Source organism: Stenotrophomonas sp. GQ19, assembly GCF_059758695.1.
On the sequence record NZ_JCAXES010000003.1, the window covers coordinates 92,048 to 112,185 of the forward strand.

The 20,138-nt window shown below is 68.0% G+C and carries 18 protein-coding genes; 9 read left to right on the forward strand and 9 right to left on the reverse strand.

What is annotated here, in order from left to right; translation table 11 throughout:
* Window positions 1-10: 10 nt before the first annotated feature.
* Window positions 11-325, reverse strand: coding sequence for a GNAT family N-acetyltransferase (locus AC6CHL_RS07595; RefSeq protein ID WP_038687526.1), 315 nt, complete (start codon window positions 323-325; stop codon window positions 11-13).
* Between the two features lie 213 nt (window positions 326-538).
* On the opposite strand from AC6CHL_RS07595, the gene AC6CHL_RS07600 reads away from it, so the two are divergent.
* Entirely contained in the window at window positions 539-715 is a 177-nt protein-coding gene (locus AC6CHL_RS07600; protein ID WP_181394068.1) for a hypothetical protein, read from the forward strand.
* A gap of 200 nt (window positions 716-915) precedes the next feature.
* Here the strand turns inward: AC6CHL_RS07600 and AC6CHL_RS07605 are convergent, their stop codons facing one another.
* Both AC6CHL_RS07605 and AC6CHL_RS07610 read right to left on the reverse strand, forming a co-directional pair.
* Window positions 916-1,539: a rhomboid family intramembrane serine protease gene (locus AC6CHL_RS07605; RefSeq protein WP_498294058.1), complete on the reverse strand. Its 624-nt coding sequence runs from the start codon at window positions 1,537-1,539 to the stop codon at window positions 916-918.
* A gap of 8 nt (window positions 1,540-1,547) precedes the next feature.
* Entirely contained in the window at window positions 1,548-3,110 is a 1,563-nt protein-coding gene (locus tag AC6CHL_RS07610) for a POT-type proton-dependent oligopeptide transporter (protein WP_038687523.1), read from the reverse strand.
* Between the two features lie 173 nt (window positions 3,111-3,283).
* Here AC6CHL_RS07610 and AC6CHL_RS07615 point away from each other — a divergent pair, with 173 nt between their 5' ends.
* Window positions 3,284-4,135, forward strand: coding sequence for an endonuclease/exonuclease/phosphatase family protein (locus AC6CHL_RS07615; protein WP_498294059.1), 852 nt, complete (start codon window positions 3,284-3,286; stop codon window positions 4,133-4,135).
* Window positions 4,136-4,214: 79 nt separating this feature from the next.
* Here AC6CHL_RS07615 and AC6CHL_RS07620 read toward each other — a convergent pair whose 3' ends face one another.
* The gene (locus AC6CHL_RS07620) at window positions 4,215-4,826 is read right to left on the reverse strand and encodes a superoxide dismutase (protein WP_038692027.1); all 612 of its coding nucleotides are present in this window, start codon (window positions 4,824-4,826) and stop codon (window positions 4,215-4,217) included.
* A 247-nt stretch (window positions 4,827-5,073) separates the two neighbouring features.
* Here AC6CHL_RS07620 and AC6CHL_RS07625 point away from each other — a divergent pair, with 247 nt between their 5' ends.
* The gene (locus AC6CHL_RS07625) at window positions 5,074-5,532 is read left to right on the forward strand and encodes a guanyl-specific ribonuclease (RefSeq protein ID WP_447594678.1); all 459 of its coding nucleotides are present in this window, start codon (window positions 5,074-5,076) and stop codon (window positions 5,530-5,532) included.
* Entirely contained in the window at window positions 5,529-5,975 is a 447-nt protein-coding gene (locus tag AC6CHL_RS07630) for a barstar family protein (RefSeq protein ID WP_038687516.1), read from the forward strand. The genes AC6CHL_RS07625 and AC6CHL_RS07630 overlap by 4 nt, the downstream gene beginning before the upstream one ends.
* 187 nt (window positions 5,976-6,162) lie before the next feature.
* On the opposite strand, the gene AC6CHL_RS07635 is transcribed toward AC6CHL_RS07630, so the two are convergent.
* Window positions 6,163-7,914: a hypothetical protein gene (locus tag AC6CHL_RS07635; RefSeq protein ID WP_498294060.1), complete on the reverse strand. Its 1,752-nt coding sequence runs from the start codon at window positions 7,912-7,914 to the stop codon at window positions 6,163-6,165.
* A 9-nt stretch (window positions 7,915-7,923) separates the two neighbouring features.
* Window positions 7,924-8,523: an NfuA family Fe-S biogenesis protein gene (locus AC6CHL_RS07640; protein WP_038687513.1), complete on the reverse strand. Its 600-nt coding sequence runs from the start codon at window positions 8,521-8,523 to the stop codon at window positions 7,924-7,926.
* A gap of 102 nt (window positions 8,524-8,625) precedes the next feature.
* On the opposite strand from AC6CHL_RS07640, the gene AC6CHL_RS07645 reads away from it, so the two are divergent.
* From AC6CHL_RS07645 to zupT, 3 genes are all read left to right on the forward strand, one after another.
* Window positions 8,626-8,967 carry a 4a-hydroxytetrahydrobiopterin dehydratase gene (locus tag AC6CHL_RS07645; protein WP_137189905.1) on the forward strand — a complete coding sequence of 114 codons (342 nt, stop codon included), beginning with the start codon at window positions 8,626-8,628 and terminating at the stop codon, window positions 8,965-8,967.
* A 4-nt stretch (window positions 8,968-8,971) separates the two neighbouring features.
* On the forward strand, window positions 8,972-9,388 hold the full coding sequence (locus tag AC6CHL_RS07650; protein ID WP_498294061.1) for an energy transducer TonB: 417 nt from the start codon (window positions 8,972-8,974) through the stop codon (window positions 9,386-9,388).
* Window positions 9,389-9,488: 100 nt separating this feature from the next.
* Window positions 9,489-10,298: a zinc transporter ZupT gene (gene zupT, locus AC6CHL_RS07655; RefSeq protein ID WP_038687506.1), complete on the forward strand. Its 810-nt coding sequence runs from the start codon at window positions 9,489-9,491 to the stop codon at window positions 10,296-10,298.
* A gap of 240 nt (window positions 10,299-10,538) precedes the next feature.
* On the opposite strand, the gene AC6CHL_RS07660 is transcribed toward zupT, so the two are convergent.
* Window positions 10,539-11,516 (reverse strand): RluA family pseudouridine synthase, encoded by a 978-nt coding sequence (locus tag AC6CHL_RS07660; protein WP_038687505.1) that lies wholly within the window; start codon window positions 11,514-11,516, stop codon window positions 10,539-10,541.
* Window positions 11,517-11,921: 405 nt separating this feature from the next.
* Here AC6CHL_RS07660 and rne point away from each other — a divergent pair, with 405 nt between their 5' ends.
* Window positions 11,922-15,464 carry a ribonuclease E gene (gene rne, locus AC6CHL_RS07665; protein ID WP_498294062.1) on the forward strand — a complete coding sequence of 1,181 codons (3,543 nt, stop codon included), beginning with the start codon at window positions 11,922-11,924 and terminating at the stop codon, window positions 15,462-15,464.
* A gap of 91 nt (window positions 15,465-15,555) precedes the next feature.
* The gene (locus AC6CHL_RS07670; protein WP_498294063.1) at window positions 15,556-15,981 is read left to right on the forward strand and encodes a hypothetical protein; all 426 of its coding nucleotides are present in this window, start codon (window positions 15,556-15,558) and stop codon (window positions 15,979-15,981) included.
* Window positions 15,982-16,062: 81 nt separating this feature from the next.
* Here AC6CHL_RS07670 and AC6CHL_RS07675 read toward each other — a convergent pair whose 3' ends face one another.
* Together AC6CHL_RS07675 and AC6CHL_RS07680 are read right to left on the reverse strand one after the other, a co-directional pair.
* Window positions 16,063-16,980, reverse strand: coding sequence for an endonuclease/exonuclease/phosphatase family protein (locus AC6CHL_RS07675; RefSeq protein ID WP_498294209.1), 918 nt, complete (start codon window positions 16,978-16,980; stop codon window positions 16,063-16,065).
* A gap of 5 nt (window positions 16,981-16,985) precedes the next feature.
* On the reverse strand, window positions 16,986-20,120 hold the full coding sequence (locus AC6CHL_RS07680; RefSeq protein WP_051598975.1) for a discoidin domain-containing protein: 3,135 nt from the start codon (window positions 20,118-20,120) through the stop codon (window positions 16,986-16,988).
* Between the last annotated feature and the right edge of the window lie 18 nt (window positions 20,121-20,138).

Sequence of the window (20,138 nt, forward strand, 5' to 3'; positions counted from 1 at the left end):
CCTGCTGCCGTCAGCCGGCCAGCAGGTCGTCGTATTCCTCATGGCGTTGCATGAAGGCTTCGGCGTAGGCACACGCCGGCACCACCTTGTATTTGTGTTCGCGCGCATAGCGGAGCGCCACCTTGGTCAACTCCCCTGCGATGCCACGCCCCTCGATGGGTTCGGGCACCTCGGTGTGGGTGATGACCATGCGCTTCTGTCGTTTCAGCGACTTGATCTGGTAATCCAGCAGTGCCAGATGCCCTTGAACCCGGGCCTGGAACCGGTGGTTGGCCAGATCGTGCTCCACCTCGTATGCCAATCCGGGCGGGGTGACCGAAGCCATGGGCGGTGTCTCCTGCGGCAACTGACGCGATAGTGCGCAGCGTAGCGCCATGATCGCGTGAAGTCTGAACAGGGGCAAGCAACGACGTAGCGCGTCACATACCGCCCTAAAGGTCCGGCCATTCAAGCCGATATCGGTAACGGACAGGGCGTGAAAGCTGGCACGAGTTTTGCGACACCTGCCTACCCGATCGTGCTCCACAAGGAGGTCCACATGGACAACGCACCTACCTCCCCCGCCCCTGGCGATGCCGACAGCTCGCTGCTGGAAGGTCTGTTCCAGCTGGCCGTGAATGGCCAGACCCAGAGCTGGGAATTCGACCAGATCGACAACGAGGTGTATGCCCGCCTGCTCAGCGCCTATGGTGCGGAAGGCAAGAAGGCCGCGTAAGCGGCCTGGGTCACGACCAACGGTCGTGACCTTCCGCGAAACGGACCCCGAATGCGTCGCGACCCACGGTCGTGACATCCCCCGTGGCGGCATACCGCCCCGGTACGCGCGTCTCGATCAACGGCCGTGACCTGCCGTCGGCTGCCGGTGACCCCGGTCCCGGCAGGTACCGACCGCTGGTCGGTACCCCCGGCGGAGGCTCAGCCCAGCGGGCGGAAGCTGGGGTTGCTCAGCTCGCGCAGGAAATGCTCGAAGATCGCCGGGCGCATGGCCAGCAGGAAGATCACGCCGAACGCGGCACCGGCCAGGTGCGCGCTGTGGTTGATGCGGTCACCGCCCCGCTTGTCCATCCAGATGCTGTAGCCCACGTAGAACACCGCGTAGATGATCGCCGGGGCCGGGATGAAGAACACGTAGATCACGCTCCACGGGCTGAGCAGGATGAAGGCGAACAGCACCGCCGACACCGCGCCCGACGCGCCCAGGCTGAGGTAGTTCGGGTTCTTCTGGTTCTTCAGGTAGCTGGGCAGGATCGACACCACCAGCGCCGCCAGATAGAACGCCGGATAGGTCAGGTAGCTGCCGGTCAGGTTGATCATCAACGACTCGATCTGGCCGCCGAAGAAGAACAGCGTGATCATGTTGAACGCCAGATGCGCCAGGTCCGCATGGATGAACCCGTAGGTCACCAGGCGGTCGTACTGGCGATGGCGGTCCACCGCCGGCGGCCACAGGATCAGGCGGTCGCCGAGTTTGCGGTTCTTGAAGGCCATCCACGACACGATGGCGGTGATGGCGATCAACAGCAGATTGACGGGGGTCATGTCAGGGCTCAGGCCGTACGGTAGTTGTCGACCATACGATAGCGCCTGGCATACCAACCGAAGGCCAACGCCGCCACGAACGCGAAGCCGGCGAAGAAGAACATCAGGAACGCCGCCTGGCTCAGTCCGGTACTCGCGATCTGGTGGGTGACCGTGTCATTGCGCACCGCGGCGTTGGACAGCAGCACCCACAGGTTGCCGATGGTGGTGGTGAGGTTCCAGAAGCTCATCACCACGCCCTTCATCGCCTGCGGGGCCTGGCTGTAGGCAAACTCCAGGCCGGTGGCCGAGACCAGCACTTCGCCGAAGGTCAGCAGGGCGTAGGGCAGAATCTGCCAGAAGATGGACATGGCGTTGCCACCGTCCATCATCACCTGGATACCACCGATCGCTACCCAGGCAAGGCCACTGAAGGCGATACCAGCGGTCATCCGGCGCAGCGCGGTCGGCTCGAAGCCGAACCGGCGCAGGGTCGGGTACAGCACCAGATTGTTGAACGGGATGAGCAGCATCACCAGCGCAGGGTTCAACGCCTGCATCTGCGAGGCCGTGAACCAGCTCGGCATGACCATGTCCTTGCCCTGCAGGACCCAGGTCGAGGCCTTCTGGTCGAACAGCGAGAAGAACGGCGTGGTCAGCGCGAAGATCACCAGCACGCGCAGCACCGAGCGCACGCCCTCCACGGCCTCGGCCGGGTGCACCGCGCGGGCGCGGTCCAGCTGGAGCCAGGTACCGCCACCGATACCGGCCAGCAGCAGGACCAGCGCGATGCACAGGCAGATCACGATGCCCAGGCTGCCCACCAGACCCATCGAAGCCACGGCCAGCACCGCACCGAGAATGGCCAGGGTACGACCCGGACGGCCCTTGCCCGGCACCTGCGCGGTCAGCGCGGTACGCACCACGTTGCCGAACGAATGCGGATCCTTCGGCGGCAGGGGCACCAGCACATACCGCTTGCGGCCCATCCAGAACACGAGGGTGGCCACGAACATCAGGATGCCCGGGATGCCGAACGCCCAGGACGGACCGAGGTTCTTCAGCGCCAACGGGATCAGCAGCGAGGCGAACAGCGAGCCGAAGTTGATGATCCAGTAGAACGCTTCGAACACCACCTTGGCCAGATGCTTGTTGCTCTGGTCGAACTGGTCGCCCATGAACGACGCCACCAGCGGCTTGATGCCGCCGGCACCCAGCGCGATCAGGCCCAGACCGACGAAGAAGCCCTGGCGACTGTCCTCAAAGAAGGCCAGGCAGGCGTGACCGGCACAGTAGATCAGGCTGAACCACAGGATGGTGTGGTACTTGCCGAAGAACTTGTCGGCCAGCCAGCCACCGAGCAGCGGGAAGAAGTACACGCCGATCATGAAGCTGTGCATGATGTCCTTGGCCTCGGCCTCTCTCGCCGGGTCGAGCACTTCCTGCAGCAGCAGCGAAGTGATCAGGAACTGCACCAGGATGTTGCGCATCCCGTAGAAACTGAACCGTTCGCAGGCCTCGTTGCCAATGATGTACGGAATCTGGCGCGGCATTCTTCCCTTGCCTGCGCTGGCGGCTGCGATCGTGCTCATCCTATGGGGCTGTCCTGCGAATACGAAAGGGCGCGAGCTTACCGGAACCCCTACGCCCACGCACGCTGCGCTCCTACATGACAGCGCGCCACGGACATGGCAGGCAAACGCGTCAAATCGCGGCGGAAGTCACGAAGCGTCGACGGACAAAGCGTAAACTTATCGTTATGCGCATGATCTCCACTGCTGTCACGGGACGTTGGCCGGGCTGGTTGCTGCTCATGCTCTGGGCCGCCTCGGCGGCGCAGGTGCAGGCGCGCCAGGCCGACCCCGGTCCGCGCCTGCTCAAGGTGGCCACGCTGGAGCTGCCCACCCTGGACGAAGGGCAATGGGAGCAACGCCGCGACCAGGTGCTGCAGATGCTCGAGACACTGCAGCCGGACGTCATCGCGGTCCAGCGCGTCATGCAGGCGCAGGGCCGCAACCCGGCCTGCTGGCTGGCCACCCGGCTGCGCTACAGCTGCGATTTCGTCACCGCCGACCCGCCCAGCCAGACGCTTCGCCATGGCAGCGCCATGCTGACCCGGCTGCCGGTCAGCGAAGACGGCGTCACCCTGCTGCACCCGCCGGGGCAGTTCAGCGCGGCCGGGATGTTGCGGGTGAAGCTGCAGGAAGAGCTGATCAACATCTATGTGGCACGGCTGCGCCCGGACCCGGACGAACCGGAGGTACGCCGCCACCAGAGCAGCGACCTGATGACCTGGATCGGCGCCACGGCCGAAGGGCTGCCCTCGCTGATCGCCGGCGACTTCTCAGCCGACACCGCCGAACTGGTGCGCAGCGCCCCCGGTTTCCAGCCTGCGCGGCGCAACCCCGGCGAGCGGGTCGATCCACCCTCGGTGGCCGGCAGCGCGCGCGGCCATGGGCTGGACGTGCTGTTCCAGGTCAAGCATTTCGAGGGCATCGGCCAACAAGCGTTGAAGCTGCCCGCCGCCGACGGCACGGTGCCCGACAAGGGCGCGCTGCGGCTGGGGGTGATGGCCACGTTGCGGCTGCAGTCGCCGGTGCCCGCCAGCGCACCCTGATCCACCTGGCGCGGCGCCCCAAACGAAAACGGCCAGGCATTGCTGCCTGGCCGTTTTGTCATGCTACCGGCGGTATCGCTCAGGCGATCGCGGCCTGGTAACGACGCTCGACTTCGTTCCAGTCGACCACGTTGAAGAACGCGCCGATGTATTCCGGGCGACGGTTCTGGTACTTCAGGTAGTAGGCGTGTTCCCAGACGTCCAGCGCCAGGATCGGCGTGTTGCCGTCCATCAGCGGGCTGTCCTGGTTGGCGCTGCTTTCCACCACCACCTTCTTGTCGGGGGTGACGCTCAGCCATGCCCAGCCGCTGCCGAAGCGGGTCAGTGCGGCCTTGGTGAAGGCTTCCTTGAACTTCTCGAAGCCACCCAGCTGCGACTCGATGGCCTTGCCCACGTCGCCCACCGGTGCGCCGCCGCCGTTGGGCGACATCACGGTCCAGAACAGGCTGTGGTTGGCGTGGCCGCCACCGTTGTTGCGCACCGGACCCTGCAGGTTCTCCGGCAGCGACTTGGTCTTCTTGACCAGTTCTTCGATCGGCAGGTCGGCGAACTCGGTGCCTTCCAGCGCGGCGTTGACGTTGTTGATGTAGGTCTGGTGGTGCTTGGTGTGATGGATTTCCATCGTGGCCGCGTCGATATTCGGCTCAAGTGCGTCGTAGGCGTAGGACAGCTTGGGGAGGGTATAGGCCATGTGGTTCTCCTGGTAGCTCACTCACCCGGCGAAGACCGGGCGTTGCGCTGACGATGATGGGGATGGCCGACAAGCTTACCAAGGCCCATGTAAAGGAAACTTGGTCCTGCGCATGCCGGTTCTACACACGGTGTTACGCACCGGTGACGGCAACGCGCGGCGCGGCGGCGCTGTTCGGCTGCGCCTCATCGCCGGATACGCGCTTGGCGGTACAGTAGCGGCTGTCTTCCCTGGCCCGCCCTGCCCCATGCGCAAGCCCCTTCTGTTGCTGCTCGCCATTGTGCTGCTGATCGGCGGCCTGGCCGCGGTCAAGCTGATGCAGCGTCCGCCGCCGCCGCAGTTCGCCCCTTCGTTGTCGCAACCGATCGAGGCCGCACCGGCGGCTGCAGCGGCGCGCACGCCCGCACACGACCCGCTGCCCCCGTTCCTGCCGGCCGAGGCGCGCGCCACCATCGCGCTGATCCAGCGCGGCGGCCCGTTCCCGCACCGCCAGGACGGCAGCGTGTTCGGGAACCGCGAGCAGCGCCTGCCGCCGCGTCCACGCGGCTACTACCACGAGTACACCGTCGACACCCCCGGTGCCGGCAATCGCGGTGCGCGTCGCATCGTCACCGGCGGCACCCCGCCCACCGGCTGGTTCTACACCGACGACCACTACGAAACATTCCGCAGTTTTGATGTACCACCGGCCGGGAGCTGGCAATGAACCACGACGCATTCGAATTGGGCCTGCACGACATCAACAACGCCGGCGTGTACGCCATCGGCAACGGCGACGTGGGCCCGCTGTCGGCGGCGATGCGCGATGCCGGCCTGCGCGTGGTCCAGATCGACCTGGACGGCTGCCAGGACAAGCGCACGCTGCTCATGCGGCTGGCTGCGCGCCTGGATTTCCCGACCGGCTTCGGCGGCAACTGGGATGCACTGACGGACAACCTGCGCGATCTGGCCTGGCTGCCGGCCAACGGCTATGCGCTGCTCTTCAATGATGCCGATGCACTGCGCGCGCAGGCTGGCGCCGACTTCGACACGCTGCTGGAGGTGCTCGACGAAGCCAGCCGCTTCTGGAGCGAAAGCAACGTACCGTTCTGGGCGTTCGTGGCGCTGCAGGATGCAGACGTGGAACTGGACGCGGACCCCGCGCCGTAACCCGCACCCGGGTAGAGCCACGCCATGCGTGGCTGTGATGCGCCGTGACGCCTGACCCGGGCGGCAGCCACCCATGGGGTGGCTCTACCCGCCGATGAGAGGGGCAGCCACCCATGGGGTGGCTCTACCCGCCGATGAGAGGGGCAGCCACCCATGGGGTGGCTCTACCCGCCGCTGAGGCTGCGCCTCAGCGGCTGCCGTTGTCGTCCTGCAGCTCTTTCTTGAACGGAATATCCGGCGGCGGGCGCGCCACGGCCGGCTGGTCCTGCATGTTCGGATCGCTCAGGCCACAGCCGCCGCCGAACTGGAGGATGGACACCACGCACGAGATCGACGAGCTGGTGCCCGGGATCGGGATCTCCACCGACTTGATGCCCTTGCGCACCCACTCGGCGAGCAACGATTCGTTGGGCGCCCAGTATTTCTCGAACGAGGTCGGGGTGTAGTCGTACGGCGGCCGCTTGAGCCACGTGCCGGACTGGGCGATACGCTCCTTGGTCCAGCCGTCCTTGTCGCCACCGGGTGCGCCGCGCTCGGCCGCGCCCTTTCCGTCCTGGCCGGCCACGCGCACGCTGCCGTCCGCATTGAACAGGCTGCCACCACTGGCGCCGGTCGCGCTCACCGCGCGGCCGTTGAGGTCACGGTCCTGCGGGTGGTTGGCGGCCGCCCAGTCGTCACCGCGACGCGACGCGGCCCAGTTGCCTGGATCCGCAGCCGGCTTGGCCGGCGACGGACTCGGCGTGGCCGGGGCGGTGCTCGTGGCGCTGTTGGTGCTGGGCGCAGGAGTGGAACGCGGCGCGGTCGCCGTGGATGCGCTGGCCGGGGCGGTGGTGGGGGTCGGCGGCGCCGGGCGCGGGGTGGCATTGGGTACCGCCCGTTCGCGCACGGCGACCTGCGCCGGCGATGGTGCCGGGACGCTCAGGTCGCGCTGCGGCACGCGCGCCACTGCCACCGGGGGCGTCAGCAACGGCTGCACCTGGCGCTCGCGCACCTGTACCTCACGCTGCGGCAGCGGCACATCCACGCGCGGGCCGGGCACCACCACAGGCGGGGCCGGCGCCTCGACCACGCTGACCTCGCGCTCGCGCACCGTCAGCTCGGGCGTGCGCAGCTGCGGCTCGGTGGGGCGCGGCATCGCCACGTTGGCACGCGGCGACGGGGCCTCCACGGTGGCAACCGTGCGCTCACGCACCGCGATGTCCTGCGGATCGCGCGGTACCACGCGCACCTCGGTGCGCACCGCGCTGGGCGGTGGCACCACGAAATCGGTGGTGGCCTGCGCCACGTCGGTGGCCTGCAGCGGCTGTTCCGGGGTGGGCGTGGCGGGGCTGGGCGGCGCCGGCTGCGGCTCGCTGGCCGGCGGCGGGTTGGCACGCGGCTGCGGCGCGGACGCCGTGGCCGCCGCCGTCGGTTCGGCCTGCGGCGTCGGAGGCTGTGGCTGCGCGGTGTCCGGCGTCGCCTCGACCGGTGTCGGCGCGGGGGCCTGGCCACCATCGTCCTGCTGCGGCGTGCCACGCCCCACCAGCGACACCTGCACGCGGCCACTTTCGCCACCCTGCTCCGGCACCACCGGCGGCCGAATCAGCGCCACCCACAGCAGCAGCGCGGCAAACAGCACGTGCAGCAGCAGGCTGATCGTGGCCGAGCTCCAGCGCATCCAGCGCTGGTCGCGCGGGGCCGGTTCCCAGCCTTGCCACAGCAGGCGCCGCAGCGATTGCACGAACCCCAGCTGCGGCAGCCGCCCGGTGGACACCGGCAACGGGCGCCCGATCAGTACGGCAATGACCTCGCTGGAACGAAACGGACGCGGCAGCGGACTGAGCGCGCGCAGCCACAGGCCCCACCCGTAGGGAAGGCCCGTGGTTTTCTCAAGGATGCGGTTGTCCGGCTGGCGTGCCAGCAGCCAATCGAGGATGTCGTCGGCCCGGCGCAGTGGCACGCAGCGCGGTCAGGCGGCCGTGCCGCGCGGGATATACGGCGCGTCGCCACTGTCGTGGTCGGTCGCGTCGCGTACCGCGGTGATTCCGGGCACCCGGCCCATCAGGGTTTTTTCGATGCCCTGCTTGAGGGTCACATCGGCCATGCCGCAGCCCTGGCAGCCGCCGCCGAAGCGCAGCAGCACCACACCATCGGCGGACACTTCCTGCACCGCCACCTTGCCGCCGTGGGAGGCCAGCTGCGGGTTCACTTCGTTCTCCACCACCCAGCGCACGCGTTCGACCAGCGAATTGGCCTCGCCCGGGGCTTCGCCCTTGATCTTCGGCGCCTTGATGGTCAGCTGCTGGCTGCCGGTGGCGTTGCTGACGATGTCGATCTCGGCACCGTCGAGCCAGCCCACGCTGGGCGCATCCACGAACAGGGTGAAGCCATCGCAGTCCACCGCCCATTCGTCGCCGAGCAGTTGGGCAGGCTCGGCAAACTCCAGCCGGGCATCGGCGCGTGGGGTGCCCGCATCGACGGCGCTCAGGCGCACGCCCATGCCGGGCACGGCCTCACGCTCGATCAGCTTGCGGAAATAGGTTTGGGCGGTGTCGGATATCTGGATCATCGGGCTATTCTAGCGGCTTACATGTTATGCGCTCATTCGGTTTATACATTGGCCGGCGCATCGTTCAGTCATCTTGCTAGAACACTGGGAGTGGAGGATTTCATGGCCGACCTGATTCCGCTGGCGCGGGCGCACTGCGTGCCGCGCAAGGGCAGCGACCACAAGCTGGGCGAGGCCCGGGTGGCCGAACTGCTGGCCCAGGTGCCCGGCTGGGAGCTGGCCGAACACGGCCTGGCGCTCACCCGCACCTTCCGCTTCGACAACTACCACGGAACCATGGCGTTCGTGAACGCCCTGGCCTGGGTAGCCCACCGCGAAGACCACCACCCCGACCTGGGCGTGCATTACGACCGGGCCGTGGTGCGCTTTTCCACCCACGACGTGGGTGGCCTGAGCGAAAACGACTTCATCTGCGCAGCGAAGGCTTCGGCCCTGACGGAGTGACCCCATGAAACTGCAGTCCCTCGTGTTGTCCAGCATCGCCCTTGCCGCCCTCGCCGGCTGCAACAAGCCGGCCGAGCCCGCCACCCCGGTGGCCGCGCCGACCGAAGTGGCCGCCGTGAAGACCCCGCCGCCGCAGTACCCGTTCGAACTGGCCTGCCAGGGTATCGGCGGCACCAGCACCTTCAAGGTGGTGATCGCCGCCAACGGCAAGCCCGGCGAAGTGGCGCTGGTGAGCGGCAGCGGCAACGCCCAGCTCGACGCCCAGGCCAAGACGGCAGTGGAAGGCTGGGAGTTCAAGGCGGCCACCCGCGCCGGCCAGACGGTGTCCACCACCATCCAGGTACCGGTGAGCTTCAACCCGCCGCAGCCCAAGCCGGACGAGTGCTTCGCGGTGGAAGAGCGGCTTCGCCGCGGCGGTTGAGTCCGCCCTGATCCGAGGTCAGCCAGCGCCAGCCTCCCCTTACCGCGCCCCGGTGAACCCCACCGGGGCGCGTTGCACTTCTCCAAGGACGCTGTAGCGCATGCTCGAAATTTCCGCTGAAAATGTCTGGGTCGCGCTTGGCGTCACCCTGGCCGCCGGCCTGGCCACGGGCTTGGGCAGCCTGATGGTGCTGTTCTCGCGACGCCCCAACCCCCGGCTGCTGGCCTTCGGGCTGGCCTTTGCCGGCGGTGCGATGGTGTTCGTGTCGCTTACCGAGATCCTGAACAAGGCGATCGATTCGTTCACCCAGGCCTACGATGCCCGGCTGGGCTTCGCCTACGGCACGGCCGCGTTCCTGGCCGGGGTGCTGCTGATCGTGGTGATCGACCACCTGATCCCGAACCCGCACGAAAGCCTGGACAAGCAGGACCCGGTCTTCCGCGACAACAACAAGGCCTACATCAAGCGGGTGGGCCTGCTGACCGCGATCGCGATCACCGCGCACAACTTCCCCGAGGGCCTGGCCACGTTCTTTGCCACGCTGGAAAGCCCGTCGGTGGGCATGCCGCTGGCGTTCGCCATCGCCATCCACAACATTCCCGAAGGCATTGCCATCGCGGTGCCGGTGTATTTCGCCACCCAGAACAAGTGGTATGCCTTCGGCGCCAGCCTGCTGTCGGGCCTGGCCGAGCCGGTCGGCGCGGCCATCGGCTACTTCGCGCTGTCGGGCATGCTCAACCACGCCACGTTCGGCTGGGTGTTTGGCCTGATCTCGGGGGTGATGGTGTTCCTGGCCCTGGACGAGCTGCTGCCGGCGGCCAAGCGCTACGCCAAGGGCCACGAAACCGTGTACGGCCTGGTGGCCGGCATGGGCAGTCTGGCGATCAGCCTGGTGTTGTTCAAGTGGTGAGGCCGGGGCCATAACCCGATAACGCGGGCCCGGTAGTGCCGGCCGCTGGCCGGCTCCTCCACATGCCGATCGACACGGTGCAGAGCCGGCCAGCGGCCGGCACTACCGATACGTGTCGATCGACACGGTGCAGAGCCGGCCAGCGGCCGGCACTACCGACACATGTCGATCGACACGGTGCAGAGCCGGCCAGCGGCCGGCACTACCGATGCGGGCGGGGGTAGCCGGGCAGATCCGGCTTTACTTCAACCGGTTCAGTACCTCGGTCAGCTCGTCGGCCAGCGGCGCGTTGAGCAGGTACGGGGTCTTGCCGGCGTCCAGGGCGAACTCCAGCGAGGCGGCGTGCAGGAACAGGCGCTTGAGCCCGATCTGGTCACGAAGCCGCTTGTTGACGTCCGGATCGCCGTACTTGTCGTCACCGGCCACCGGATGGCCCAGATGCTGGGCATGCACGCGGATCTGGTGGGTGCGGCCGGTTTCGATGCGGACCTCGCAGTACGAATGCCCGCCCTTGCGCTCCAGCACCTTGAAGTGGCTGATCGACTCTTTGCCGATGGGGTTGACCTGCACATGGCGCTCCCCGCCCTGGCGCAGCCCCACATGCAACGGCGCATCCACCGTCATGGTGCCATCGGGCATGCGCCCGACCAGCAACGTCAGGTAGTGCTTGCGGATGCCCGAACCGTGGTCTTCGCGCAGCAGCGCCTGCAGCTCGCTCAGCGCCGAACGCTTCTTGGCCACGATCAGCAGGCCCGACGTGTCGCGGTCCAACCGGTGTACCAGTTCCAGGGTCTTGCCGGGGCGCAGCGCACGCAGCGTCTCGATCGCGCCGAAGCTGATTCCGCTGCCGCCGTGGCTGGCCACGCCGGACGGTTTGTTCAGCGCCAGCAGCCGATCGTCTTCGAACACGATGGCATCTTCCAGCCGTTTCATGAACGCGGCCGGCGGACCGGCCTTGTCGCCTTCCTCGGTGAGACGAACCGGCGGTACCCGGACCTCGTCGCCCGGCTCCAGCTTGCGCTCGGCCTTGGCACGGCCGCCGTTGACCCGGACCTGGCCGCTGCGCACCAGCTTGTAGATCAGGCTGCGTGGCGCACCCTTGAGCTGGCCGAGCAGGAAGTTGTCCAGGCGCTGCCCGGCGCGGTCGGCCGGGACGGTGATGATACGTACGCTGGTCATGGCTTCAGCGGCTTTGGGGGTGGGCTCGGTAACGGTCATTGGCCTTTTATTCTGTTACACTCGGCATGCGAGATAAGGGATTGATTTCGTTGGAAGTTGCTCTGGGCCAGAAGCCCGACTTCCCGCGATTCCGGCACAGTGCGCAGCCACCGCCCCCGGGGCGGCCATGTTAGCGGCTCACCGGCGGTCCCGGCCATCGCCGGATGCCTGACAAGCGTCTGTGCTGAAAAACATGTCCCTGTGGCGCTCCAGCCTGGCTGACAGCTGCCTCCGGCCCGTAACACCCAAACCAAAACAAATGAAGCGCTCCCGCGGGCTGCCGTGGTGTTGTAGCGCTGGAAACCCAAGCCGCCCTCCCCGCGCCTGCGCGATGGGCGTCGAAGCGTGACCAGAAGCGAAACCCCATGGTGTTCCGCGCGGTAGCAGCGCGCGAGGAACCCAACAATGAAGCGAATGCTGATCAATGCCACGCAGGCTGAAGAGCTGAGGGTAGCCATCGTGGATGGCCAGACGCTGTACGACATCGACATCGAACAGCCGTCCAAGGAACAGAAGAAGTCGAACATCTACAAGGGTCGCATCACGCGCCTTGAACCGTCGCTGGAAGCGGCCTTCGTCGAATACGGCGGTGAACGCCACGGCTTCCTGCCGCTGAAGGAAATCTCGCGCGATTACTTCGCCGCGGGCGTGGACCACAACAAGGCCGGCATCCGCGAACTGCTGCGTGAAGGCCAGGAAGTGGTTGTCCAGGTCGACAAGGAAGAGCGTGGCAACAAGGGCGCCGCCCTGACCACGTTCATCTCCCTGGCCGGCCGCTACATGGTCCTGATGCCGAACTCGCCCACCGCCGGTGGCGTGTCGCGTCGCATCGAGGGTGAAGACCGCGCCGCGCTGAAGGAAGCGCTGGACAAGCTGGACATCCCCGACGACATGGGCGTGATCATCCGCACCGCCGGCGTCGGCCGCGATGCCGAAGAGCTGCAGTGGGATCTGGATTACCTGCTGCAGGTGTGGAAGTCGATCGCCGAAGCGGCGCTGACCAAGCCGGCCTCCTTCCTGATCTACCAGGAATCGCGCCTGATCGTGCGCGCCCTGCGTGACTACCTGCGCGCCGACGTCGGCGAGATCCTGGTGGACACCCAGGAACTGTACGAGACCGCCCGCGAGTTCATGCAGCAGGTGATGCCGCAGACCCTGCGCAAGCTCAAGCACTACACCGACGACATCCCGCTGTTCAACCGCTTCCAGATCGAATCGCAGATCGAAGGCGCGTATGAGCGCAACGTGCGCCTGCCGTCCGGCGGCTCGATCGTGGTCGACCAGACCGAAGCGCTGACCGCCATCGACGTCAACTCCTCGCGCGCCACCAAGGGCAGCGACATCGAGGACACCGCGTTCCAGACCAACCTGGAAGCGGCCGAAGAAGTGGCCCGCCAGCTGCGCCTGCGCGACCTGGGCGGCCTGGTGGTCATCGATTTCATCGACATGGCCTCCAACAAGCACCAGCGCGAAGTTGAAAACCGCCTGCAGAACGCGCTCAAGTACGACCGTGCGCGCGTGCAGCTGGGCCGCATCTCGCGCTTTGGCCTGATGGAAATGAGCCGCCAGCGCCTGCGCCCGAGCCTGGGTGAATCCAGCCAGATCGTGTGCCCGCGTTGCGACGGCCATGGCCGCATGCGCAGCGTCGAGTCGCTGTCGCTGTCGATCATCCGCGTGGCTGAAGAGCATGCGATGAAGGAGAACACCGGGCAGGTGCTGGTCCAGGCCCCGGTCGAGATCGCCAACTACCTGCTCAATGAAAAGCGCAGCGCCCTGCGCGAGATCGAACAGCGCCATGACGCGCCGATCGTGATCGTCGCCGACGAACAGCTGCACACCCCGCATTACGAAGTGACCCGCCTGCGCGACAACGAGCTGGGCGAAGAAAGCGGCAAGCCGAGCTACCAGCGCGGCACCCCGCGCAAGCTGCCGGTGCACGCCCTGACCAAGGCCCAGCTGAACATCCCGGTGGCCCCGGTGGTGACCCAGGTCAAGCACAGCCAGCCGGCGCCGATCCGCGAAGCCCCGGAACCGGAAGCCGCGCCCGCACCGGTCGCTGCCCCGGCCCCGGTGGCCGCACCGGCCGCCACCGGCGTGGTGGGCTGGCTCAAGCGCATCTTCGGTGGCGAACCGGCCCCGGCCGCTGCCCCGCCGGCGAACGCACGCCAGGCCCAGGACGGCAACCGCAACAACCGCAACAAGGATCGCAACAAGGACCGCACTGGCGGCCGCCGCGATGAACGTGGTGGCGAGCGCAACGGCAATGGCGGCGCACAGGCGCAGGGCCAGGGTCGTGGCAAGGACCGCGGTGAACGTGGCGAGCGTGGCGAACGCGGTGGCAAGAACGAGCGTCGCGACGAGCGCCGCCAGGACGTGGCCGCACCGGTGGCCGGCAATGCCGCGCAGGTGCAGGCACCGGGCCAGGCCAAGCCGCGTAACGAACAGCAGCCCAAGCAGCCGCGCAATGAGCAGCAGCCGAAGCTGAAGCAGAAGCAGAACCCGCAGCAGCCCAAGCAGCAGGGCGATGCCGACAAGGCCGTGGCCAGCGACAAGCCGGCACGCCAGCCGCAGGCCGATGCGCCGAAGCCGGGCAACACGACCGCGCCGGTTGCCGATGCGGCACTGGTGACCGCCGCTGCCGTGGGCGTGGCCGAGGCCGCCGCTCCGTACGCCGCCGCGCAGGACAGCGCGCAGACCGCGGCCGCCGTGGACGAGGCACAGGTCGCCACCGGCGAGAACGGTGAACAGACCGACGCCCCGGGCACCGGCGATGACGCCAATGGCGAAGGCGGCTCGCGCCGTCGTCGCGGCCGTCGCGGTGGCCGTCGTCGTCGTCGTGGCAATGGCGAGCAGGCTGCCGGCAGCGATGGTCTGAACGATGACGCCGGTCTGGATGATGACGGCGACAGCGACGACCAGGATGGCGACCAGGACGGTGGCGACACCGCCCAGGCCCCGCGTCCGGCGGCCGGCAATGGCCAGCCGCAGCCGGAGTTCGAGTTCGACGACGAAACCGCTGCTGCGCCCGCCGCCGCACCGGTCCAGGCGCCGCGCCCGGCACCCGTTGCTGCTCCGGTGGCCGCAGTTGCCGCCGCCGCACCGGTGGCCGTGGTCAGCAGCCCGGTCGTGACCGCCGGTCACAGCGAAGCCGCCCCGGTGGCCCCGCAGGCGCCGGCCGAGAAGCCCGCCCCGTCCTACACCGACCGCGTGCCGTTCGTGGAATCGCCGATGCCGGCACCGCCGATGGTCGACGCCGCCAAGCCGGTGCAGGCTGCGCCGGTGGTGGACGCGCCGAAGGTTGCTGACGCTGCCCCGGCTGTTGAAGCGCCGAAGGCTGCTGAGGCTGCCCCGGTTGCCGCCGCACCGAAGCCGGTTGAAGCCGCCCCGGTGGTTGATGCGCCGAAGGCTGCTGAAGCCGCTCCGGTTGCAGCCGCGCCGAAGGCTGCTGAAGCCGCCCCGGTGGTTGAAGCGCCGAAGGCTGCTGAAGTCGCTCCGGTTGCTGCCGCGCCGAAGGCTGTCGAAGCCGCCCCGGTCGTTGAAGCACCGAAGGCTGCGGAAGCCGCTCCGGTTGCTGCCGCGCCGAAGGCTGTTGAAGCAGCCCCGGTTGTCGACGCGCCGAAGCCGGTGGAAACCGCCCCCGTCGCCGTGACTGCCGATGCGGGCCAGGCCGGTCGCCCCGTGCAGTCGAGCATGCTCGATGCCGTCGACCCGACCCAGCCGGCACCGGAGAAGGCCGCACCGGCACCGGCCGCCCGCACCGAGGCCGCCCCGGCTGCCCCGGTCGTGCATAACGGCCAGCTGTTCGGCAATGCAGGCAGCGACACCCCCGCCAGCACCGACGCTGCCGCACAGGCTGCCCAGGCCGAAGCCCGCGATGACATCCCCACCGATGTCGCGCAGGCCGAAGAAGCTGGCAAGCCGGATCAGGACAAGCACGACAAGGCCTGATCCCGCGCCAGTGGGAACGTAGCAAACAGACAGCGGCCTTCGGGCCGCTGTCTGCGTTTGGGCCGCCGGTAGGCTGTGGCATGCTCGGCGCATGAATCGACGCCTTCGCCTTCGCCTCACGCCCTGCGCCGCGATGCTGGTGCTGCTGTCGGCCTGCCAACCCGACCCTGCGCCCCTCAGTGATGCGGCCATCGCCGTGCGCGATGCCGCGCCGGAAGACCTGTTCGTGGGCCGGCTGCAGAACGTGGACGTCGAACTGCTGGTGAAGGACTGCAAGGTCTTCCAGGTGGCGCGCGGACCCGAACAGGCGGTCGCCCTCACCGAAGTGCTGGCACCGCCGCCCTACCCGTTTTTCACCGACTGCCAGCGGCAATCGTTGCGCCACGAAGACGGCGCGGTGGTTGCGGTACTGGGGCGCATGGCGTTCGGCGCCGGCGGGTGCTGCGCCACCGGCGGCACCTGGCGCACGCGCGACGGCCAGACGTGGGAGAAGATCAGCGAGCACACCATCCCGTAGCGCAGGCGCAGGTACCCACCGTTGGTGGGTACACACATGCAGCGAAGGGGCAGCCACGCATGGCGTGGCTCCATCTCGCACTCAGGGCGTGGTGGCGGCCGGGCTGCCCGGGCTGGGCGCGAACTGCAGGCGCGTCCAAACACCGTAGTGGTCCGACGCCCAGCGCCCTTCGGCGTAAGGCTGGTCGAACAGGATCCGCGCCTCGCGCGCGAGCAGGCGGTCCTGCTGGAAGAAAATGTGGTCGATGCGCGACGGGGCTTCGTAGTAGTGCCGGTTGAGCGTGCTCACCTGGGCCAGCTCATTGTTGACGTGCACGCTGCCGAAGCTGTCGCCGTAGTGGTTGCGCAGCGCGCTCAGATCGCCCGCATCCACCAGCGCGTTGAAGTCACCGGCGATCACCACCGGCGCCGTGCCCGAGGTGGTCGCAATGAATTTCAACAGGTCGGCCACCTGCTCGCCGCGGATGCGGCTGCCGCTGTCATCGGAACGCTCGTTCAGATGCGTGGCATAGACGTTGACCGGCTGGCCGTCGACATCGATGCGCAGGTGCGCCACCGTGCGGTAGTCGCCCAGCGGTGCCAGCAGGTGATCATTGCGCGCCAGCACCGGGCGCCGGGTCAGCAGCGCATTGCCATAGCGTTTGAAGCGGCCGGGCGGATCGGTGGAGACGAACTGGTAGTCGTAGCCGAGCTTGCGCGCCAGCCACGCGGCCTGGTTGCGCACGTGCGGTTTCTGGATCACTTCCTGCAGGGCAATCGCATCGGGGCGCAGCGCCTGCAGTTCGCGCAGGATCACCTTGCGCCGCGCAGGCCAGTCTTCGCGGTCGTGGTGCAGGTTGAAGGTGACCATGCTCATGCCCGGCGCAGCGCTCGTCGACGGCGCGGGTGCCGGGGTGACGACGGCGACGGGTTCGGCAGCCAGGGCGACGCCGGCCAGCAAGGCCGCCGATGCCAGCAGCCCGGCCATGCCACGGCGAAGCCACGCGCGATAAAGATGCATGTCCATCACTGTGCCTTCCGCTCGGCGCGGCGCACCGACGACGGCACGTCGATCTCGACCCGCGCCGGCACCTGGGTGATGCGCAGCTCGCCGTTCACCCACTGCGCCGGTTCGCCGTTGACGGTGGTGTTACCGGGTTCGCCACTGTAGGGCCACGGCAGGACCACCCCGCCCTGCGGCGGCACGAGCCCGGCCGACAGGTCCAGCACCAACTGCTTGTCGCTGCGGCTGAGCGCGTAGCTCAGCTGACCGTTCGGGGTGCGCAGGCCCTTGATCGCCACGCCCTTCCCTTCCAGCCATCGCGTCGGCACGCCGGCCGCCAGCACCAGGCTGTCGTCGACGTCGCGGCTGTAGGCAAACATGTCCAGCGCCGAGCGCACGAAGTCCGAGGCAACCCAGGCATGCGGCAGGTCACCGACGAAGAACGGCTTGCGCGGCGTGTGCGAGACCACTTCGGCCCATTGGTTCCAGGCCTGCGGGGCACGGTCCTTGAAGAAGAACTCGGTGGCCTGCCAGGCGCGGTCGCGCCAGCCCAGGCGCACGAACGCGGCCACGTTGCGCCACTCGTACGGGGTGTAGTCCTTCCACTCGCGCTTGCCGTCGCGGCGTTCCTCGAACTGCTTCCAGTAACGCTCGAAGGTGTTGTCCAGGTACGGCTGCGGCAGACGGCCCTGCTCGCCGCCCGGGGCCAGCGCGATGGTGGTGGAGGTGGCGTCGAAGTCGCCCAGCTCGGCCGCGCCGGGCAGGTAGTCGATCTTGTGCAGGGCCACGGCGGCCAGCAGCGAGGCCTGCAGGTCGTCACGGAACTGGTCGCGCGACGCGCTGATCTGCATGGCGTCCACCTTGCCCAGCGTGCTGGCGATGGTGGCCGCGTCCTTGTAGCCGCGCAGCGCCCAGAAGTTGTCCCAGTACGAATGCATCGGCTTGGCCGAATAGCCTTCGTGGCTGATCGACACCGGCATCATCCCGTAGAAGGCGGGGTTGCGCGCGCGGTTCTCCTCGGTGCGCTCGCTCAGGCGCAGCTGTTCCATATAGGAGTAGGCGCCCTGCACGTGCGGCCACATCACCTCCAGGAAGGTGCTGTCACCGGTGTAGCGCCAGTACTCGGCGATGTTGAAGATCAACTCGCCGTGGCTGTCGTTTTCCGGCACCGGGTCGCTGCCGCGCGGATCGACGCAGCACGGCACCTTGCCATTGTCGAACTGGTGCGGGGCATACCAGGTGACGTACTCGCGCACCGCGTCGCTGCGGCCCATGCGCAGCAGGCCTTCGGAAATCATCGCGCCGTCGCGGATCCAGCTGCGCGAGTACGAGCGCGTGCCCGGCTGGATGCTCGGCCCGATCCGCGAGATCAACATGTGTGCCAGCGCGGTACGCAGGGTGTCGGCAAGCGGCTTGCCGGCGGCGGGCACCTGCAAGGTCACCTGGTCCAGCTTGGTCCGCCACATCGAGGCCACGGCCTGCTGGGCCTTGGCCGCATCGAAGTCCTTGGGCATGGTCCAGCTGCCGGTCTGCGGCAGCACGATGGCCACCTCGCGGCTCTGGCCCGGCTCCAGCCGCCAGCGGTACAGCAGCGCACCGCTGGCCAGCCCGGTCGGGTCGCGCACTTCGGTGGTGCCCGGCAGCTTGCCGCTGGCCAGGTGGACCACGTCCAGCTTGCCGTCGAAGGTGGTGGCAAACGTGCTGTCCGGGGCCTGCGCCGGGTACAGGCGCGGGCTGCCGTTGACCTCCACGTCGGTGGCTTCCACCGACAGGTTGTCGATCCGGCTGACGCCGCCGACGGTGTTGAGGAACTGCGTGGGCGGGTTCACCTGCCACGGCCGCACGGCCAGCGCCAGGGTGTAGTCGTGGGCCACTTTGTCGGGGTTGCGCAGCGTGTAGCGCCCCACCAGCTGCGCCTTGTCCGGGGTGCCCTGCACGAACCCGGTGACCTTCAACGCGGCCTTGTCGTGGCGCCAGTCGACGCTGGCGATGGGCAGGTAATCGTCCTGCAGCGACTGGCTGCTGGCCACGTCGGCCCAGCTCAGCAGCTGCTTGCCGTCCACCTGCACGAACGGCTCCACGCTGAAGCTGGCCTTGGCCACTTCCAGCGCGCCGTCCTCGCCGATCAACGCCTGTTCGCGGCCGCCGTCCAGGCCCAGCAGGGTCCAGTACGGCTGCTCGCCACTGAACCCGCGCGGCACCGAACCACGCGGCAGGTCGGCGCCTACCGAACGCACGAAATCGTTGGGGGTGGCCGCAAAATCGAGCGGCTTCAGGCTGATGTCACGAATGCCATAGCGCCAGCTCGGACCGCCCTTGAGGTCGAAGCGCAGGTAGCGCGCTTCGGTATCGGGCAGTGCCAGCCAGTCGCGGTCGCCGCCGCCGCCCACCACTTCGCGTACTTCCTTCCAGCTGCGTCCGTCCTGCGAGGTACGCACCACGTAGCGCGTGGCCTCCAGGCCCGGCAGCCACTGGATCACCGCACCGCCGAACTCGCGCACCTTGTGCAGGTCCAGGCTGATGGTCTGGTCGGCCACGCCACCGCTGATCCATACCGTGTCCGGCTTGCCATCGGCAATGCGGCTCTGCAGTGCGGTGGCGGTATCGGCGATCACCGACGGCGTCAGTGCCGAGGTATCCATCGGCGGCAGGCCCTGCAGGGTGAGGCGGTCAAAACAGACCGTGCCTTTGCCGCCGACCTTGCTGTAAATGGTGAACTCGACCGCGGCGCTGCGCGCCAGCGTGGGGTCCTTGCCCGGGCCCCAGGCCTTGTCGATCTGGCGCGCGCGGTACTGCACCGTGCTCCACGCCTTGGGGAAGGTGTAGCCGGGCCGGTTGACCCACCACACGTTGTCGCCGCTGGCGTCGATCAGCTTGAACTGCAGGTCGTTGGCCGGCGAGTCGCCGCGCAGCTGCAGGCCGAACTGGTAGTTGGCCGGGTACTCGATGCCCAGCTCGCGGCGGATGCCCACGTAACCGGACACATCGTGGAAGTCGTAGTCCACGCACAGCGCGCGCCCGCCGCCACTGCCGACCACGCTGCGCAGCGAGCCGCTGACCTGGTCGGACACGACCAGCTTCCAGGGCGTCATGTCGTCGAAACTGTCCAGCACCTTCGGTGCCGGCAACGGGGCCGGCGCGGCGGCCGGGGCCGCCAGCGACCACAACAGCCCAAG

Excerpts from the sequence above, each read along its gene's own strand:
- AC6CHL_RS07660 (WP_038687505.1), bottom strand. The coding sequence starts at position 11,516 with ATGACCGTTACCGAGCCCACCCCCAAAGCCGCTGAAGCCATGACCAGC.
- AC6CHL_RS07630 (WP_038687516.1), top strand. The coding sequence starts at position 5,529 with ATGAACCACGACGCATTCGAATTGGGCCTGCACGACATCAACAACGCC.
- AC6CHL_RS07675 (WP_498294209.1), bottom strand. The coding sequence starts at position 16,980 with ATGCATCTTTATCGCGCGTGGCTTCGCCGTGGCATGGCCGGGCTGCTG.
- AC6CHL_RS07610 (WP_038687523.1), bottom strand. The coding sequence starts at position 3,110 with ATGAGCACGATCGCAGCCGCCAGCGCAGGCAAGGGAAGAATGCCGCGC.
- AC6CHL_RS07625 (WP_447594678.1), top strand. The coding sequence starts at position 5,074 with ATGCGCAAGCCCCTTCTGTTGCTGCTCGCCATTGTGCTGCTGATCGGC.
- AC6CHL_RS07605 (WP_498294058.1), bottom strand. The coding sequence starts at position 1,539 with ATGACCCCCGTCAATCTGCTGTTGATCGCCATCACCGCCATCGTGTCG.
- AC6CHL_RS07640 (WP_038687513.1), bottom strand. The coding sequence starts at position 8,523 with ATGATCCAGATATCCGACACCGCCCAAACCTATTTCCGCAAGCTGATC.
- AC6CHL_RS07670 (WP_498294063.1), top strand. The coding sequence starts at position 15,556 with ATGAATCGACGCCTTCGCCTTCGCCTCACGCCCTGCGCCGCGATGCTG.
- AC6CHL_RS07645 (WP_137189905.1), top strand. The coding sequence starts at position 8,626 with ATGGCCGACCTGATTCCGCTGGCGCGGGCGCACTGCGTGCCGCGCAAG.
- zupT (WP_038687506.1), top strand. The coding sequence starts at position 9,489 with ATGCTCGAAATTTCCGCTGAAAATGTCTGGGTCGCGCTTGGCGTCACC.
- AC6CHL_RS07600 (WP_181394068.1), top strand. The coding sequence starts at position 539 with ATGGACAACGCACCTACCTCCCCCGCCCCTGGCGATGCCGACAGCTCG.
- AC6CHL_RS07615 (WP_498294059.1), top strand. The coding sequence starts at position 3,284 with ATGATCTCCACTGCTGTCACGGGACGTTGGCCGGGCTGGTTGCTGCTC.
- AC6CHL_RS07620 (WP_038692027.1), bottom strand. The coding sequence starts at position 4,826 with ATGGCCTATACCCTCCCCAAGCTGTCCTACGCCTACGACGCACTTGAG.
- AC6CHL_RS07650 (WP_498294061.1), top strand. The coding sequence starts at position 8,972 with ATGAAACTGCAGTCCCTCGTGTTGTCCAGCATCGCCCTTGCCGCCCTC.
- AC6CHL_RS07595 (WP_038687526.1), bottom strand. The coding sequence starts at position 325 with ATGGCTTCGGTCACCCCGCCCGGATTGGCATACGAGGTGGAGCACGAT.
- rne (WP_498294062.1), top strand. The coding sequence starts at position 11,922 with ATGAAGCGAATGCTGATCAATGCCACGCAGGCTGAAGAGCTGAGGGTA.